General features: G+C 67.0%; 14 protein-coding genes. 6 read left to right on the top strand and 8 right to left on the bottom strand.

What is annotated here, in order from left to right; translation table 11 throughout:
• Positions 1-389: 389 nt before the first annotated feature.
• The 4 genes from MAY35_RS04670 to MAY35_RS04655 all read right to left on the bottom strand — a co-directional run bounded on the left by MAY35_RS04670 (position 390) and on the right by MAY35_RS04655 (position 4690).
• Entirely contained in the window at positions 390-1343 is a 954-nt protein-coding gene (locus MAY35_RS04670) for an adenylate/guanylate cyclase domain-containing protein (protein ID WP_238419623.1), read from the bottom strand.
• 206 nt (positions 1344-1549) lie between these two features.
• Positions 1550-2062, bottom strand: coding sequence for a nitroreductase/quinone reductase family protein (locus MAY35_RS04665; RefSeq protein WP_238419622.1), 513 nt, complete (start codon positions 2060-2062; stop codon positions 1550-1552).
• 192 nt (positions 2063-2254) lie between these two features.
• Positions 2255-3739 carry a cryptochrome/photolyase family protein gene (locus tag MAY35_RS04660; protein WP_238419621.1) on the bottom strand — a complete coding sequence of 495 codons (1485 nt, stop codon included), beginning with the start codon at positions 3737-3739 and terminating at the stop codon, positions 2255-2257.
• A 9-nt stretch (positions 3740-3748) separates the two neighbouring features.
• The gene (locus tag MAY35_RS04655) at positions 3749-4690 is read right to left on the bottom strand and encodes an NADP-dependent oxidoreductase (RefSeq protein WP_238419620.1); all 942 of its coding nucleotides are present in this window, start codon (positions 4688-4690) and stop codon (positions 3749-3751) included.
• Positions 4691-4909: 219 nt separating this feature from the next.
• On the opposite strand from MAY35_RS04655, the gene MAY35_RS04650 reads away from it, so the two are divergent.
• Positions 4910-5524, top strand: a complete 615-nt coding sequence (locus MAY35_RS04650; RefSeq protein WP_238419618.1) for a hypothetical protein — start codon at positions 4910-4912, stop codon at positions 5522-5524.
• A gap of 181 nt (positions 5525-5705) precedes the next feature.
• Here MAY35_RS04650 and MAY35_RS04645 read toward each other — a convergent pair whose 3' ends face one another.
• Positions 5706-6524 (bottom strand): class I SAM-dependent methyltransferase, encoded by an 819-nt coding sequence (locus tag MAY35_RS04645; RefSeq protein WP_238419616.1) that lies wholly within the window; start codon positions 6522-6524, stop codon positions 5706-5708.
• Positions 6525-6718: 194 nt separating this feature from the next.
• Between MAY35_RS04645 and MAY35_RS04640 the strand changes: the two genes are divergently transcribed.
• Positions 6719-9205, top strand: a complete 2487-nt coding sequence (locus MAY35_RS04640) for an AAA family ATPase (RefSeq protein ID WP_238419614.1) — start codon at positions 6719-6721, stop codon at positions 9203-9205.
• A gap of 27 nt (positions 9206-9232) precedes the next feature.
• Here MAY35_RS04640 and MAY35_RS04635 read toward each other — a convergent pair whose 3' ends face one another.
• Positions 9233-10003, bottom strand: coding sequence for a DUF6319 family protein (locus tag MAY35_RS04635; protein WP_238419613.1), 771 nt, complete (start codon positions 10001-10003; stop codon positions 9233-9235).
• A 221-nt stretch (positions 10004-10224) separates the two neighbouring features.
• Here MAY35_RS04635 and MAY35_RS04630 point away from each other — a divergent pair, with 221 nt between their 5' ends.
• From MAY35_RS04630 to MAY35_RS04620, 3 genes are all read left to right on the top strand, one after another.
• On the top strand, positions 10225-10371 hold the full coding sequence (locus MAY35_RS04630; protein ID WP_238419612.1) for a hypothetical protein: 147 nt from the start codon (positions 10225-10227) through the stop codon (positions 10369-10371).
• A 351-nt stretch (positions 10372-10722) separates the two neighbouring features.
• A complete protein-coding gene (locus MAY35_RS23350) occupies positions 10723-12447 on the top strand; it encodes an FUSC family protein (protein WP_238419610.1) in 1725 nt (574 codons plus the stop codon).
• Entirely contained in the window at positions 12416-13939 is a 1524-nt protein-coding gene (locus tag MAY35_RS04620; protein WP_238419608.1) for a class I adenylate-forming enzyme family protein, read from the top strand. The genes MAY35_RS23350 and MAY35_RS04620 overlap by 32 nt, the downstream gene beginning before the upstream one ends.
• Positions 13940-13972: 33 nt before the next feature.
• Here MAY35_RS04620 and MAY35_RS04615 read toward each other — a convergent pair whose 3' ends face one another.
• Together MAY35_RS04615 and MAY35_RS04610 are read right to left on the bottom strand one after the other, a co-directional pair.
• The gene (locus tag MAY35_RS04615; protein WP_238419606.1) at positions 13973-15358 is read right to left on the bottom strand and encodes an MFS transporter; all 1386 of its coding nucleotides are present in this window, start codon (positions 15356-15358) and stop codon (positions 13973-13975) included.
• The gene (locus tag MAY35_RS04610; RefSeq protein ID WP_238419605.1) at positions 15355-15921 is read right to left on the bottom strand and encodes a TetR/AcrR family transcriptional regulator; all 567 of its coding nucleotides are present in this window, start codon (positions 15919-15921) and stop codon (positions 15355-15357) included. Before MAY35_RS04610 ends, MAY35_RS04615 begins: the two co-directional genes overlap by 4 nt.
• Before the next feature lie 82 nt (positions 15922-16003).
• On the opposite strand from MAY35_RS04610, the gene MAY35_RS04605 reads away from it, so the two are divergent.
• A complete protein-coding gene (locus tag MAY35_RS04605) occupies positions 16004-16948 on the top strand; it encodes an alpha/beta hydrolase (RefSeq protein ID WP_238419604.1) in 945 nt (314 codons plus the stop codon).
• Positions 16949-16955: the final 7 nt, after the last annotated feature.

Here is a 16955-nt window from a genome sequence, read left to right as displayed (position 1 = left end):
GATCTACTTGCGTCTTGATTCACCAACGGAATCTAGCTCGTCCGGGGTGGGTTGTTGTTTCGGCGGGCGCCATACCGGGTGCTGCTAAGCCTGCATATTCGACCTCTGTATATTCTCAGCAGGGAACGAGGTGGTGCGCCTCAACGGCCGTGGTGCTGCCCCGCGCGTGGCCTCATCGCCGTCGCTTCCGACACCGAGGGCAGATGCATCGGCCAGTGACGCAAACGCTGGGCACAAAGGCATTTGGCAAAGGTTTCCACCTAACTACCAACTATTTTCAGCACCTCAATGAGGCTGGGGGAGAACGGTTCTCGGCGCTGTCTGACGTAAGGTTTGTTGGTCGTGATCCAAGGATTCGACTGTCGGACCTTCATGAGGTCGGGGATCGATCAGTCGGAGTAGCGGGGCACGACGGCGAACACCTCGATGTCGCGCGGTACCCCCTTGGCGCGGAATCGCCGCCGACGAGTGGCGTACCGATCGGCGCCGGCCGCCTCGACGGTCGGTCCGCTGGCCAACAGCTCGCCGGCTCCCGCGGCTGCCGCGACCCGAGCGGCGACGTTCACATCGACACCGAGGAAATCGTCACCGACCGCTCGCGGTTCGCCGGTGTGGAGACCGGCTCGCAGCTGTGGCCGGTAGTCCCCGACCGTCAGGGCACTGACGGCGACGATCACCTCGTGACCGGCCTCTATCGCCTCGACACCGTCGATGAACACGGCCATCGTCCCGTCGCCGAGATGTTTGACGATGCGTCCGCCGCGGCTGCGCACGATGTTCTCGGTGACGTCGTTGACGTCGCGCAGGAGTCGGAGGACCTGGTCGTCTCCGGCATGCAGGGCCCACGTCGAGAATCCGACGAGATCGGTGAACAAGATGGTGGCGGGGACTGGGGTGCGATCGGATCGACGACGCCGTGTGGTCACCAACGCCTGCCACACCTGGACCGATGCGAGGCCGAGCTCTCGTATGGCACTGGGTTTCTCGGGCCGGGACTCGCTGATGAGGCGTGCCACGCGGTCGGATGCGCGCGGCCCGGTGATCGGGTTCTCGTTGTGCGGGATCAGATCTCGTGCGGCGCGAGCCGCCTTGACGACCCCGGCGCTGGAGTCGGTGCGGGCCAGCAGGTCGGCCATCCGGCGCCCGGGTCCGGGACGGTCGGGATCGTCGCGTCGGACGGGAAGCCGGTCGCCCCGACGACGGGTCGATCCACCGGTCCTGTCGTTCGCTGCGGAGGGGTCGCCCGGGCCGTCCGCGGCGGATGTCGCATCGTCGTCGGTCGGACCGGGATCCGGGAGACCGTCGCGGTCGCGGTCACGTGTCGAGTCGTCGGCTCCGGTCACGCCTTGAGTCTAGTGGCCGTGCTCATCGCGAGACCGACACCGCCGCGTCCTAAGTTGCATCAGATGGATTATGCAGTCGTTTACTTGACATAATGTATCTTATCGGCACATCGTCGATCGGCCGCCTGTCACGTGAGCGCACGTCCTCCAACGGCACGCGCTGACCGTGCGGTGTTGTCGGCTCCGCAGAGATATCCAGCGAGCGCTCAGTCCTCGTCGCCGATGGTGAGCAAGACCAGCGGGATTGGGCGGTCTATTTTGGACTGGAAGTCCGCCAGCAGTTGGTTGTTGGCCAGCACCCAGGCGGCGAACTCGTCGTAGTCGGCGCCCTCGAGCACCCTGCCTGTGCCCTCGTGAGTTTCGCCCCGGAACTCGATGGTGACCTGCGGATTTGCCTTGACGTTGTACCACCATGCCGGGTATTTGTCCTCGATAAACGAGCTCACGTACATCGAGTCGCCTCGGTAACACGGTCCCAGTGGAGTCGTGTGCGGCTTTCCGCTCTTGGCTCCCGTGGTGGTGAGCAAGATGAGATCCACGCCCGCGTAAGCGCCGCCCACCTTGCCTGAGTTCTCCCGGAACTCCTTGATCACATCGTCGTTCCAGTTCGCAATGCCTGCCTCTTCGTCCCACGCCTGGTTCCACGGCGCGTTCGGATCGTCGTAGTCGGTGATACTGCTCTGGTCGGGTTGCCCTGCAATCGATTCTGTTCCACTCATGGCTTGAGTGTGCCTCGGAGATAGGACAGATACGGTCCTGATTCGATGGCTGAGACAAACTGTCCGCGTTACAAACAAAAGACAAAGGCATCGAGTTCGCCGTCACTACGCCGCGTCCGCTACACCTTCATACTGGTCGAATCGTCACGTGTGACGATTCGAAGGCCAGGGTTGGGACGTACAGGCTCGCCCTCAGAACCGTTCGCGCTCACGTTCTTGTTCGAGAACTGCCTCGAGGTCGTTGAGCCGGTTCATGTTCGAGACTTGTCTGCGAGTTCGATTGTTTCTCGCAAGGCGGTCCTGATGCTTATGGGTGAAGGACCAGTAGCCCGCGGTGAACGGACAGGCGTCGTCGCCGAGTCGCTTCTTGGGATCGAATTCGCAGTCACCGCAATGGTTCGACATCTTGTTGATGTAGGCGCCACCGGAGGTGTACGGCTTCGTGGCCATCAGTCCGCCGTCTGCGTGCTGGCTCATGCCGACGACATTCACCGGCATGACCCACTCATAACCGTCGACGAAGTTGGCGGTGAACCACGCCGTGAGCTCTCGTGGATCGTAACCCCGTTGCAGCGCATGGCTTCCCAGGACCATCAGACGCGGGATGTGGTGCACCCATCCGCGATTGCGGACACCCGACAAGGCGTCGGAGAGACATCTGGCGGTCACGGCGTCCGCGTCGAGGTCACGGAACCACTCTGGCAGCGGTGCGGTCGCGTCGAGCCTGTTGTTGGTCACGTAGTCAGATTCGAAGTGCCAGTACAGATGCCAGACGTACTCTCGCCATCCCAAGATCTGTCTGATGAACCCTTCCGCGCTGGCGAGGCTCACCTGGTCCTCGCGGGCGGCCTGCTCGGCGGCGTGGACGACGTCCAGCGGATCCAGCAGTGACAGGTTGAGCGGCACGGACAGAAGGGAATGCGACATCGTCCAGTCGTCGGCCATGATCGCATCTTCGTACGGGCCGAAGGTCGCAAGCCGATGGTCGATGAATGTCCGGAGTGCATGGCCCGCTTCGTCGGCGGTCACTGCAAAGAGTCTCGGCCCATCGACGCCCGACCACGGGACATCCATCGAATCGAGGTCAGCGCGGACCGCGTCGTCGATCGCGTCCTCTTCGGGCCACCACGGGTCGTCGACGCCGAGCGTGCGCTGTTTCGGCGGAGGCTCGCGATTCTCATGGTCGTAGTTCCAGGTTCCGCCCGCCGGCTGGTCCCCGTCCATCAGCACGTCGAAGCGCGTGCGCTGCCGGCGGTAGAACGCTTCCATACGGAATGTCGAGTGTTCCCCGGCCCACTGCGCGAACTCGTCGCGCGACAACGCGAACGACGGGTTGGGCAGTATCTCGCTGACGAGACCCTCCTCGTGGAGGCGATGAACGAAGTCGTGCGCAGCCCGCGACGTGGGTTCATGAACAGCAACCGGGCCAGGCAGTTCCTGCAACACGTCGCGGTATCCGACTCCGCGCACATATCGGGCCCGATCGCCGAGCTCGTCCGCCAGGTGCCGCATGCCGGACAACAGCAGGTGTGCTTTCTGCCGGTGTCCGGCTCGCCGGTGCAGTGCGGCGGCCGATTCGATCAGAACGATGTCCCGGTCGATGTTCTTGTCCGACGAATGGATGTGCGGCCCCAATTGGTCGGCGAAGAGCCACAGCGGGGCTGGGCGTGCAGACACTGTTTCAGGTTACGCGGACACGCGTACGACCACCTTGCCGCGCACGTGGCCGGACTCGCTGCGCTCGTGGGCGCCCGCGGCGTCAGCGAGGTCGAACACCTCGGCGATCTCCGGCTTGAGCTCGCCGGTGTCACCCAGCCGGGCGAGTTCGGCGAGGTCTGCGGAGTCGGGTCGCACCCAGACGTAGTGTCCCCCGAACTCGTCGCGGGCCCGGGCATCGGTGATGGATGCGACCGTGCCGCCTTCGCGCAGCACTTCGGTCACCGAGTCGAGTGCGTCACCACCGACATAGTCGAGGACGACGTCGACGCCCTCGGGCGCGAGTGCGCGAACGCGGGCGCCCACCCCGTCGCCGTAGGTGATCGGCTCGGCGCCGAGGCTTCGGAGGTAGTCGTGGTTGGTCTCCGACGCGGTCCCGATCACTCGTGCACCCAGAGATCGCGCGATCTGGACCGCAAAGGATCCGACGCCACCTGCAGCGGCATGAACCAGGACCGTGTGCCCTGACTGCACGCCTGCCCGTCGAATGGTCTGGTAGGCCGTCAGTCCGGCGAGCGGAGCGGCCGCAGCCTCTTCGAACGACCAGCTGGCCGGCTTGCGTGCGACCGTGCGTACCGGGGCGGCGACCAACTCGGCGAACGTACCGCCCGCCACTTCCCCACCGACCACGTCTTTCCGGACATAGCCGAACACTTCGTCGCCGACCTGGAACTCCGGTGTGTCCAGACCGACCTGCTCGACCACCCCGGCGACGTCCCAGCCCGGGATCACGGGGAAGACGGTGTCCATGATCTCGGCGAGATAGCCCTCTCGCACCTTCCAGTCCACCGGATTCACACTGGAAGCGCGTACTCGGATGAGCACGGAGTCGGGACCCACCTTCGGCGTGGGGAGGTCAGTCAGCTTCAGGACATCGGCACCGCCGAAGCGGTCATAAGTGATTGCTCGCATGGTGGCACCAACGGGTGGCTCGACGGAATGATTCCACCAGCACGTGATGTCTGCCCGCGCCACATCGTGACGAAGGCATGCGCGACCGAACGCGCCCCCCGCCCGCCGGGGGCGGAAAAGCGGTCCCACGTGGGAACAATCGATGCAAGTCCCGCCTCGAAGCTGCGGTATGGAACCCGGTCGCAGTATGAAAGACGTTGTGTCGTAGTGTTTTCACCCGTGAATCTCGCTGCTGCCGATGCCATCGTGACCGACCACACTGCCCGCGCCTGCGTGTGGTGCTCATCCAGCGACGACATCGCAGAACTCCGCGGCGAACCGCGGTGCGGGCGTTGCCGCGACGCAGAACAGGCCATCTCGGCCGCCCGCGAGTTCGTGGGGTTCTATGGTCTGCGACCCATAGGCGCGTCTCTGACATCCGACGACGACGACGAACGCGAACACCGGGTGGCGGCTCGTGATGCCAGAGCAGAGCTGAATCGGACCCGCGCACAGCCCCCGCAGCGCGCGCGGTCAAAGCAGCGTGGCAGCGCACGATCCGCATCGACCACCACAGCGGCGGACAGGAAAGCGACGGCCCTCGAAGCCAAGAATGTCGGGTCCGGAAGCGCCCGGTCGGCGGACGTCTCCCGACCCGGCCGCGAGGAACTCCTCAAGCGTGCCCAGTCCTTACTCGTGCAGCTCGCCGAGATCGAGGAACGGCTGGCAGTCGCGCGGGCGGACTCCGGACTGAGCGGCAAGGCCAAGGTGTCCGACCTGACCGCCAGGCGCGATTCGGTTCTGCGTACGCTCGCCGCACTGGAAAAGGCCAAGCGGGCCCTGGAGCCGGCCTGACACTTCACGTGCCAGGACCGTTGTGATCCGAAAGGCAGTGAGCGACTCCGCGACCGGAATCAACCGGGCGCTCGACGAGACCCCGGACACCGTCTCGTCGAGCGCCCGGTTGAGCGTTGCGGCAACCCGTCTCCGCACGCTCAGCCGGTCGATGTGGGTGCGTGTATGCGACTCTTCCGGTTCATGCCCGCACCCCTTCGACCACGCGATACTCCCAGTCCAGTGCGATCCCGCCGGTGACCGATCGCTGGTGCGACTGCGCGAGCGCGATCAGGTCGGCACGGAGCGCTGTCCTGCCGTCGTCGTCGAGCTTCGACGCCGCGGAGAAGGTGGGTCCGTAGTAGCCCAGGAACAGGTCGGCGAATGCGGCTGCGTCGACGAACCGAACGGTCAACGTCCCGGTCCTCGAACCGACGGATTCGACGCGGTTGCCGAACAGCTCCGCGACGTAGGCCTGGTCGCCCCAGCGAGTGGCGGGCCGAGCGCCGGGCGGCGGAGTCACGTGCTTGCCGACGGTCGCGAGCATTCCGCCGACGAAGCCGTCCGCGGTCCAGCTCGTGACCACGATCCGACCGTCCGGGCGGACAACACGCGCGAGTTCACGCGCGGCCTGTTCGTGGTCGGCCGCGAACATGATGCCGATGGTCGAGATGCCGACGTCGAACGCCGCGTTGCCGAACGGCAGGATCTCGGCCGGAGCCTCGACGTAGTCCACGTCGAGGTGCTCGGCGTCGGCTCGGTGGCGGGCTATGTCGAGTAGGGCGGGCACGTAGTCGATGGCGGTCACCACCGCTCCCTGGCGGGCCGCGGCGAGTGCCGAATGTCCCGTACCGGTCGCGACGTCGAGCACACGCTCGCCGGGAATGATCGAGGCCGCGGCGACCGTCGCCTCGTTGACCGGAACGGTCAGTGCCGCGATGCGGTTGTAGTCGCCGCTGCTCCACACCATCTGCTGCTTGGCACGCAGCGAGACGAGGTCCGGGGTGATGGATGTCGTCATGGGATTTTTCCGTTCTCTGGTGAGGAACGACCGGGTGTCGTCCCTGGCCGGTCTCGATCACCGGCTCGTATCCACAGTCGGTGACAGGGCATGGGGAGGGCATCGGTGAGGACCTCCCATCTTTCGCCGCATGGGTCCTCCGAACGCATGAGCAGAAACACCTATGCAACGGCTGGGCGGCCTACACTCGGACGGTGCGCTTGTTGGAGAGGGCGGAGCAGTTGTCGCAGATCACCGCGGCATTCTCCCGCCTGCCGGAGGGAGCGGCATTCTCCATTTCGGGCGAGAGCGGCGCCGGCAAGACCGCCTTGGTCGGACGGGTGTGTGAGGCCGCGTCCGGAGTACGGGTCTTGCACGTCCGATGCGACCCACTCGACATCCCCCGGCCACTGGGGCCCATCAAAGACCTGGGACTGGCGCGCGAACCCACGATGCTCGCCGAGGTGTGTGAGGTCGCGTTCACTCAGTTGCGCTCGGAGCCGACCCTCCTTGTCGTCGAGGATCTCCACTGGGCCGACGCCGCGTCGTGCGATGTGCTGCGCTTCTTGTGTCGGCGCATCGAGTCCATCCCGATGGTCCTGCTCCTCACCCACCGGGAACTCGAGCCTCAGGCGCCGGCGCGCACGCTGCTCGCCGAGGAGGTCGGTCGCATCGAACTGCCGCCGCTGAGTCTCGAGGCCATTGCCGACCTGGTCGAGGGAACCGGCCTCGACCCCGAGCGCGTGCACGCGGCCACCGGCGGCAACCCCTACTTCGCGACCGAGGTCGCCCGGGAACCCGCACTTCCGATTCCGTCGTCGGTACGTGACGCGGTACTCGCCCGGACGACGAAGGTCAGTGCCGCGGACTTCGAGGCGCTTCAGGTCCTCGCCGCGTCGCCGGACGGCGTCGCCGACACCGCCCTGCACGCTCTCCACATCGACTACGCGACCGTGCAGCGGCTCGTCGAGACGGGGTTGTTGGAGTGGGGGGTCGACGGTGTTGCGTTCCGTCATGAATTGGCCCGGCGCGCCATCGAATCCACGATTCCGCCAGGCGGCGTCGTTCGTCTCCACGTACGCCTGCTCGATGCGCTGGAGGAACTGGGCGCCGTCCATCCGTCGGTCCTGACGCATCACGCGGTGGCTGCTCGTGATGCCGACCGTGCCGTGCGACATGCACTTGCCGCCGCGGAGGACGCGATCCGCGGCGGTGCGCACACCGAGGCCGTCGCCTACTACGAGATCGCGAAACGCAACCAGTACAGCGCGTCTCCGCGCGAGCGTGCCGAGTTGTTACTCGCGTTGGCCAACGAGCAGTACATGGTCAGTCGGCTACGCGATGCAATCGCCAGTGTCGACGCGACCTTCCCGCTGTGGACCGAGCTGGGCGACGACACCGGGATGGCGACGGCGCACGTCGCCATCGGCGTGTACGAGTACTACAGCGCGCATCGTCGGAGCGCTGAATCGCACCTCGCCCGCGCGTCGGAGATCGCTCGGCGAGCAGGTGCGAGCGCGGTCTACAGCCAGGCCCAGATCCAGCGTGCGTTTCTCGCCTTCATGCGCGGAGACGCCACCCACGTCAAGACTCTCCTGGCCGACTCGAGCGCGGCATCCGATGAGGAGTTACGGCTGTGGAATCTGGTCGTCTCCGACTCTGCGGCTCTCTCCGGAGGTGACACATCATCGCGGGCAAAGCTACTGGAGCACATGAAGATCGCGCGGTCGCTCGGTTTCGACGAGCTGGCGTCCACCGTCTACTCCCAGGTCGCCAGTCTCGATGTCGAGCAGGGCAGATACCGCGACGCCGACCATGTTCTGGATGTTGCCCTGCCCTTCACCGTCGAGCGCGACATACAGATCTGCCGTCACTGGCAGACCGCGGTCCGCAGCCGGCTACAGCTCACCCGTGGACATTGGGGCGGCGCGCTCGAGGACGCCGGGGCGGTCATCGATGCCGATGGCATGCCGATCGCCACACTTTGGCCGCTCCTGGTCAAGGTCTTGGTGCCCCTTCGGTGTGGTGACCGGTTCGACCGGACGGGAGTTGAGGAGGCATGGACTCTCGCCGACCAGATCGACGAGCCTGCGCGTCGCCTCGCAGTCCTGTCGGCGCTGGCCGAGATCAGCTGGATGACGGGCGTACGGGACCCCAGGGTCGAGGCCGCCATCACCACCGGCGACGACGATGGAACGAGTTGGGCAGCAGGACATCTGGCGGTCTGGAGAATGCGCCTGGGTTTGGACACCGCCACCGTCCGGTTGGCGGAACCCCACCAGATGTCACTCGAGGGACGGCATGCCGATGCCGCTGTGTGGTGGTCCGAGGCTGGCGACCCGTTCTGCTCGGCGATGAGTTGGTTCGACTCCGACGATCCCGGGCGCGGCGTGACGATGCTCGACGGGCTCGGTGCCGTCGGGACCGCCGACCGTGCACGTGCGGTGTTGCGCGACAGCGGCCGCGGCGTCGTACCGCAGCGTCCTCGGCACACCACCCGGGTGAATCCGGGCGGACTCACCAACAGGCAGCTGGAGGTGGCCCGGCTTGTGGCGCAAGGTCTCTCCAACGCGGATATCGCGACCCGGCTCTACATCTCGTCGAAGACCGCCGACCACCACGTCTCAGCTGTGCTGGCGAAACTCGGGTTGACCTCGCGCCGGGAGGTGCTGGCACACAGCGCCGAACTGGGTCTGCGCTAGACAGGAACGGACGCGCAGGCACGAACGTCAGTCCTGGGCAGTCTGACCGTCGAGATGCGCGAGCGCTGCGCGTGCGGCCTCCAGCTCGTGGCTGAGTTCTTCGATCCGCTTCTGCGCCGCCGTACGGGCGGACTCGATGACGTTGTCGACGGCCGCCATCGCGGACTCGTCCCCTAGCTCGCGCATCGCTCGTGCCACCCGATCGGCCGTCACTTCCGTTGGCTTGCCTTGTTTCTTGGCACCGTGGGACACCGACACCGTCCAGGTGCTCTCCCCCGCGGCCGTGACAGTGACACTCACCGGCGCGGTCGGCGTCTTGGGCCGCCGCGATGTCTTGGCCGCCGGTTTGGGGCCGGCCTCGACCGATTGCGTCGATTCTGCCGGCGGGTTCGTGCTGCCTTTCGGCGGATTCGTGCGCGGCGGTGTATTCGTCTCCGGCCGTGAACTCGTCTCTGGGCGAGCCACATCGGTTGTCTGTCGAGTGGTCGTCAACGAGGTGGGTGGTGTGCGCCGCCGAGTAGTGGGCTCTGGGGCGGGTGTCGCCGCGCGGGTCCTGGACAGCTCGTCGGCCTCGAACGGCAACTGGTCGTCGACCCCCTTGGGGCTCACCATCACCGTGGAGCCATCGACGGACACCACCCGCGCCGAGGTGCCGGCCGCAAGATCGAGTGACGGCATGGGATCGCGGAGATAGACGGTGGCTCGCTTGCCGGCCGCGAGCGCTGCGGACAGGGCTTCCAGGTCGCCGGGTGTCAGCCCGGCCCGTGTCTGCGCTTTCACGCGAACAGTATCGCACATGTGTGCGATACTGTTCGACATGCCGCCCGGCGAAATTCGTCGACCACGCGGGCGGGCGCCAACCGTTCAAACCTCTTCAGAACACACCGTGACCATTCTGTGATCGGCTGCTACGGCCGGCATCGGTGCAGCCTCAGCTGCGCGTCGGCGACGGGTCACGCGCGTTGCGCGACTTACTGTTCTGAGGTCGGTGATCAGAGATTTCCAGAGGAGTGCTGCCGGTGACCAGCTCGACTGTGCACACCACCCAGGCGCGGGGCGCCGCCGAAGAGGCCCCGGTCGTAGCCGACCATGCGTATGCGGGGGTGACGATCGGATTGATGCTCTGTGCCACCTCGATCCTCACCTTCACCACCCTGTTCTCGTGATCTCTGCTGATCACACCCACACGTGAAGTGGAAAGCATCACAAGTGCTCATGCCGGTGTGTCACCTGCGTCGACCCCAGGTCCGCAGGTGGCACACACCACTTCTTCCATCCGCGTGGTCAACGGGTCCGGCGCCGCCGGTCGACCCGGATCGCTCGATGTGACAAGGGTTCAGACTCCCCATCGCTGAACCATCCGGTGGCACCGAAATCTACGTCATCGCACGGACGACAATTCATGTCGAACCGTTCACGCTTGAGTCGGCGAGTACGACGACGGAGCGAGGAGGGTGCGCATGCGGGTCAGATCGCTCCCTCCCGTTGCAGTGACCGGCGCTCGCACCGTTCGTGACGTGCTCGTCGCATCGCTCGCACCGACATCCAGACCGCTGGCATACGCGGCAGCGGCCCGAGCCGTGGTCGCGGCCGGGGTGATCGCCATCGTCGGTGCGGTCGTCGGCCACCTCGATGCAGTGGGCGTCGCCTACCTCGGCGCCGCATGTGCGGTCGCGTTCATCCCGCCCGGTACCTACCGCGCACGGAGTACGGCTCTTCTGGCGCAACTCTGCGGTGCGGTGGTCGGCATCGCGATCGGAGCGTGCACCGCCGACCACGGGATGGTCGTGCTCCTGGTGGCCGTCGCAGCCGTCGCGGGGATGGTGTCCGGAATGGTCGGCGGCGTGGGTCCGCACGCACCGGCGTTCGGCATGATGTTGAGCATCGGCGTCGCATTCGGTCAGTTCGGTGGATCCGGCCTCTCGCCACTCGGACAGGCCTCGATGTACTCGATCGGAACCGTGATCGTGGCGGCCGCGACCATTGCCCCATGGCCGTTTCGGCGCGGCACATTCGAACGCCTCACCGTCGCCGAAGTCTTCGATGCCGCAGCGGTCACGTGCGACCACCCCCGATCGTCGAGGGCGCGGGCGGCGCTGGCGGCGGCGTCGGCTGCCGCGCAGATCACCGGACGCGATTCGGTGGCCCGTCGTGTGGCCTACGCTGCGGCGGCTGTCCATGCGGACGGAACGCCTGCGCCCGGTACGGTCGTCGACGCCCTCCGGCAGCAGGCCGACCGACTTCGCCGTGGGGATCCAACCCCCGTCGACATCGCATGGACTCCTGGTACGCCCGCGCTACGGGCCATGGCTGCTGCCCTGGATCCGACTGCTGTGCCAGACCACCAGCCCGGCGGCCGGGCGGCGGGCGCACTGGCCCGTAGCCTCGTGTCCGCCGAAGCGCTGATGAACGGCCTGCGGATCGCGTTGTGTATGGCCGCAGCGACCGCGGTCGCTGCCACACTGCACGAAGCATCGCACGCGTTCTGGCTCCCGTTGACGGTGGCTGTCATCGTCCGGCCCGAGTACGCGACCGTGATGACGCGCACCGTGAACCGGCTCGCCGGGACGCTGGCGGGAGCCTTGCTCGCCGCGCTGGTGCTCGCGATCTGGCCGTCGGGTCTGTCGGTGGCGGCTGTAGCGGCAGCGGCTTTGGGGTTCGCCGTGCTCACCGCCCCGCGGTCCTATGCTCTCGACGTGGTCGGCGTGACCGTGTCGGCGCTGCTCGCGAGCTCGATCGGCGGCCCCGATCCGGTCGGCCCGGAACTCCGGCTGGTCGACACGGTGATCGGCGCGGCTGTCGCCGTGCTCGTCGGACACCTGTTGTGGCCCGACTCCTGGCGTCTGCCCCGTGCCGCGCGGATCAACGACTGCGTCACGGCTGCTCACGCCTATCTGCTCGAGGCGAGCAGGCCCTCGGAGTTGCGAGCGCACTGGATTCGGCGCGGCGACGACGCCTACCGCCTGGCGCATCGCGCGCGGGAGGCCTGTACCGCCCTGCTCGCCGAGCCCCCGCCGGTCGGCCGACTCGCCGAGGATGCGTTACCGCGTGCCGTCGAAGTCGAGGAGATCGTCGACGCCATCACCGCAGTGGCTGTCGCGGTGGATGCCGGTGAGGACGGGACCGGACGCTCCGAACGACTACGCGCACAACTGAATGCGCTGCTGGCACCCGACCCGCCAGCCGACCCCCTTTCCCGAAAGGCTTCTGATGACCACGGAAGACACCCACTCCACGACTGACGCCGACGACACGGTCTCCTACGTCCAGGCGATCCGACGCCGCCTCCTCACCGACGGCACCGGTGTCGTACTCGTCGACGAGGATCGCGGGTACACCGGCCACGAGTTGCTCGGCCTCGTAGCGCGTCTCGCGGGCGCCATGACGACTCACGATATCGGCCGGGGGCATCGAGTCGCGCTGGTCGCGCCGGCCACCGGCGAAGCCGTCGCCGCCCGCTATGCGGCGTCGTCGCTGGGTGCGGCCACGGTGTTCTGTCCGGACGCCGGATCGCCGGAGCGGTTGCGCGTGTTCCTCTCCCGGACCAGTGCCGACTTCGTGATCGTCTTCCCGTCGACGGCGCACGCCGTGTCAGATGTGGTCGACGCGCGAGTGTTGTCCGTCGGGCCGGTCGACGGGTTGCCGAACCTGATGCTCGACGCGGCCGCCGGCGGCATTGATCGCGCTCTGCACGTGGAGATCTCGCCCGACGACGAGTGTGTTCTGGTCGCGACCGGCGGCACCACCGGCGTCTCCAAGGCGAGTGTGCGAACGCAGCGCGAATATCGACGTCTCGTCGACCTGGGCCCGACCCCCGGCAGACGGCAGTTGATCTGCACCCCACTGGCATACATCGCCCAGACGCTCATGGACACGGTTCTCCTCGGCGGCGGGTGCGTCCACCTGCACGACGGATTCGTACCCACGCAGGTCCTCGCGACGATCGCGCAAGCCCGGATCACTCACCTCGCACTGGTCGAGCCGTTGCTCGTAGATCTGATCGACAGCGATGCCCTTCCCGGGACCGACCTGTCCTCGGTGATCGCCATCAGTCATGTGGGTGCCGACGCCGCGGCCTCCCTCCGGCGGCGCCTGGTGCTCCGGATGGGCCGGAGTGCACTCGCCAACCCCTACGGCGCAAGCGAATTCGGAGTGGTGAGTGTGCTCGCGGGTCCCGAATACTCGGCCGGGTCGCCGCACCTCGGCACGTCTGGGAGGCCCCTGCCGATGGTCGATCTCGAGATCCGTGGCGACGACGGCGCACTCTGTCTGTCCGGTGAGCAAGGAGTGATCCACGTGCGGACCCCGGCACAGGCGCACCGTTACAGCGTGGCCCCGCCCCGCCCGGGTTTCACCGACGACGGATGGTTCGACACAGGCGATGTCGGTGTTCTCGACGTCGACGGTTATCTGACCGTGCGGGGACGTTCAGGTGACATGCGACGCACCGACGCGGGAGACACCTTCCCCGTCGACCTCCAAGACACCCTCTGCGCGCACGCGCAGGTTCGGTACGCCGTGGCCGTGCCCGCGCCGGACCGCGCCCCCGGAGCGTTCGGCGTGGTCGTGACGCTGTGTCCCGGCGCCACCGTGACGACTGACGACCTGAAAGCCCATCTCGACCAGGCCCGGCCGGGTCTCGGCGACGTGACCATCGTGATCGTCGACGCCGTACCGGTCACCGAGCAGGGGAAGCCCCACCGCGCCGACATCACCTCGCTGCTCTTCTCGTGACCGCGCACGGTCCGATCGAGGCGTGACGGTTCATCACCGGACAGGTCGCTGACGACTGTGCGTCGCCGCCACCGCACCCGCCAGCAGCATCAGGCCCGCGGTGATGAAGAACCCGACAGCGGTTCCCGTGTCGTCGGGGTGGCCGGCAAGAACCGCCGCGAACACGGCCACGCCCACAATGCCGCCGAGCTGCCGGCCAGTGGTGATGAGTCCGGAGGCCTGGCCACGCCGGTCGGGCACAACGGCGGCGAGTGTGGCGGCGGTCAAGGGACTCAGCAGCGTGCCGATCCCCACGCCGATCGGACAGAGTCCGATCGTCACGACCAGAACCGACGAGTGGGCGAAGCCGAGACCTGCGACTGCCATTCCGCCTGCCATACAGGCACATCCGGCGACCGTGACGCGGCGGAGTCCGTATCTCTCGTAGCGGGCGCCGACGAGCCGGGTGGCGATCAACAACGGCACCACCAGAGGCAGCAGGGCGATCCCGGATTCGAAAGGCTGCAGGTGCATTGCCTGCTGCAGAGCCACCGCACCGTAGATCGTGGCGACCGTCATCGAGAATCCGAGGGCAGCGAGGAGTCCGGTGCCGACAGCGAACGGGGCTTCCCGTAGCAGCGCGAGGTCGAGGACCGGATCGACGGAGCGACGAGAGTCCCAGACGAACGCCGCCAGGGCTGCGCTCCCGCCGGCGAGGAGAGCGAGCACCGCGGGCGAACTCCACCCCCAGGCGGGGCCCTGTAGAAGTGCCGTGACCACCGCGCCCATCCCCGCGACGACTAGCACGATGCCCGCCCCGTCCCAGGACTGCCTGGTGGGTGGGCGGGTGCGAGGACGCGCCATCGAGACAAGCACTAGGGCAGCGACGCCCACCGGGACATTGATCAGGAAGCCGACCTGCCACGTGAGGAACTGTGCGCATACGCCACCCAGAGCAGGACCGATCAGGGCAAACCCCTGGCCGACTCCGGTGTACACCGCCATGGCGCCCGACCGTCGGGTCTCGTCCACCGCCTGCATGATCAGCGAGAGGGAGGCCGGCATGAGCACGGCACCGGCGACACCGGCGACGGCACGGCCGATGATCACCCCGGCGAACGAGGGGACCAGAGCGATGATCAGCGATGCGACGGTGAATCCGATCATCCCGACCCGGAACATGGTGACCGCTCCCCGCGCATCCGCGAGACGCCCACCCACAGGCGCGAACACGGCGAGCATCAACAGGTAGACCGAGACCAGCCACGACGACTGTGCGACATCGAGATCCAGGTCGCGGGTGATGGTCGGCAGCATCACGCCCACGATGCTGGAGTCCAGGACCAGCAGGACCATCGTCGAGGTCACCGCCGTCACGACGAGTTGTTCGCGTCGACGAGGCCTCGGGTCGTCCGCGGCGTGCGTTGTGGAGCCGGTCACCGGCTCTGTTCCGACGCCCGCCCGGTGGCGCCGATGGTCGCCGCCAGTGACCGGGCGACGGCCCGGGTCTCGTCGAAGTCCAGCGGGTGGGTGAGCAGACCCTCGATGACGAAGGTGGCGATGCGGCACTGTGCCTGCACGACATCGGGTGTGAGGCCCGGCGGCAGCATCGCCCGGGTCAGCTCGTCCGCGAGTGTGTGAAACCTGGTGTGCCAGTCGTCGATGAGCGTCGACGAAAGCCGTCGGGTGTGGACGGTGTCCACCAGTGTGCTCATCGACCGGAGTTCGTCGACGACCCAGACGATGCGGTCGGTGGGGTCGGTGTCGGCGAGCTCGTCGAACCGGCCGAGCGAGGTGGTCAGCACACCGTCGAGTACGGCGACGAGCAGCTCGTCCTTACCGGAGAAGTACCAGTAGATCGTTGTCGACGTCACTCCGGCAGCGGCCGCGATCTGCGTGATCGACACGTTGTCGAATCCGACGGCGAGGAACAATTCGCGAGCCGCGTCGACGATCTCGGCACGCTTCTCCTCGCGATCGCGGGGTCGTCGATTCCGGGGCACCCGTCGACCTTATCTTGACTGCTGCTCAAGATGCGCTACCGTCTTGAACGTCGTTCAAGAAGACTGTCGAAGGGTGGCGGAGATGGGTTCCACGGTGGGTGACGGGTCCTTCGCGACCGTCGAATCGGCATTCGAGTCTCGCGGAACCCGGTGCGCCGCGCGCATCTATCTGCCATCCGGCGACGCGTCGGTTCCGGTGATCGTCATGGCGCATGGTTTCGGAAGCGTGCGAGAACTACGTCTGCCCGCCTACGCAGCTCGCTTCGCCGAGGCCGGGTATGCCGTGGTGCTGTTCGACTACCGCACCTTCGGGGACAGCGACGGGACGCCGCGACAGGTACTGGACATCCCGTCGCAGCTCCAGGACTGGCGTGCGGCGATTGCATGGGCGCGCCGGCTCGATCGCGTCGACCCGACAGCGGTGGTCGCCTGGGGCACGTCGTTCGCCGGCGGTCACGTCCTCACGATGGGGGCAGACGGCGAGGACCTGGCCGCCATCATCGCGCAGGTCCCGCACACCGACGGGCCCGCCGCCGTGCGGGCAACCGGGGTCAGGGCGTCGCTGCGACTGCTGCCGGCAGCCCTGCGCGACTCATGGCGCGCGGTGCGCGGAGCCGAACCGGTCTACGTCGACTCCATCGGTGTGCCGGGAAGTGTTGCCGTGATGACGGCACCCGGCGCGGAGGACGCCGTCGATCGGATGGTGGCCGCATCGGGCTATCGGCGCGGAGATCACGCCGAGACGGTGGCTGCGCGGGTTGTCCTGCGGGTCGGGCTGTATTCGCCGGGTCGCCGCGCCGGCACGATCACCTGTCCGACGCTGATCCAGGTCGCTGATGGCGATGACATCGCGCCGGCGCGATCCGCGCGGAAAGCGGCACGACGTATCAGAACGTCAACGGTGATCGCTTATCCCGGCGGGCATTTCAGCCCGTACCTGCCGCCGCTCTTCGATTCGGTGATCGCCGATCAGCTGACATTCCTGCGTGGGGTCGTGCCCACCGGTCGTCCGGACCAGTCCGCCTAGTCGCCAC

Origin of the sequence: Gordonia sp. 'Campus' (genome assembly GCF_022206305.1) — a bacterium.
Classification (GTDB): Bacteria; Actinomycetota; Actinomycetes; order Mycobacteriales; family Mycobacteriaceae; genus Gordonia.
This window is presented reverse-complemented; position numbering and strand designations above follow the sequence as displayed.

Coding starts and splice junctions, on each gene's coding strand:
- MAY35_RS04665 (WP_238419622.1), bottom strand. CDS start 2,062: ATGAGTGGAACAGAATCGATTGCAGGGCAACCCGACCAGAGCAGTATC.
- MAY35_RS04655 (WP_238419620.1), bottom strand. CDS start 4,690: ATGCGAGCAATCACTTATGACCGCTTCGGCGGTGCCGATGTCCTGAAG.
- MAY35_RS04645 (WP_238419616.1), bottom strand. CDS start 6,524: ATGACGACATCCATCACCCCGGACCTCGTCTCGCTGCGTGCCAAGCAG.
- MAY35_RS04635 (WP_238419613.1), bottom strand. CDS start 10,003: ATGTGCGATACTGTTCGCGTGAAAGCGCAGACACGGGCCGGGCTGACA.
- MAY35_RS04620 (WP_238419608.1), top strand. CDS start 12,416: ATGACCACGGAAGACACCCACTCCACGACTGACGCCGACGACACGGTC.
- MAY35_RS04605 (WP_238419604.1), top strand. CDS start 16,004: ATGGGTTCCACGGTGGGTGACGGGTCCTTCGCGACCGTCGAATCGGCA.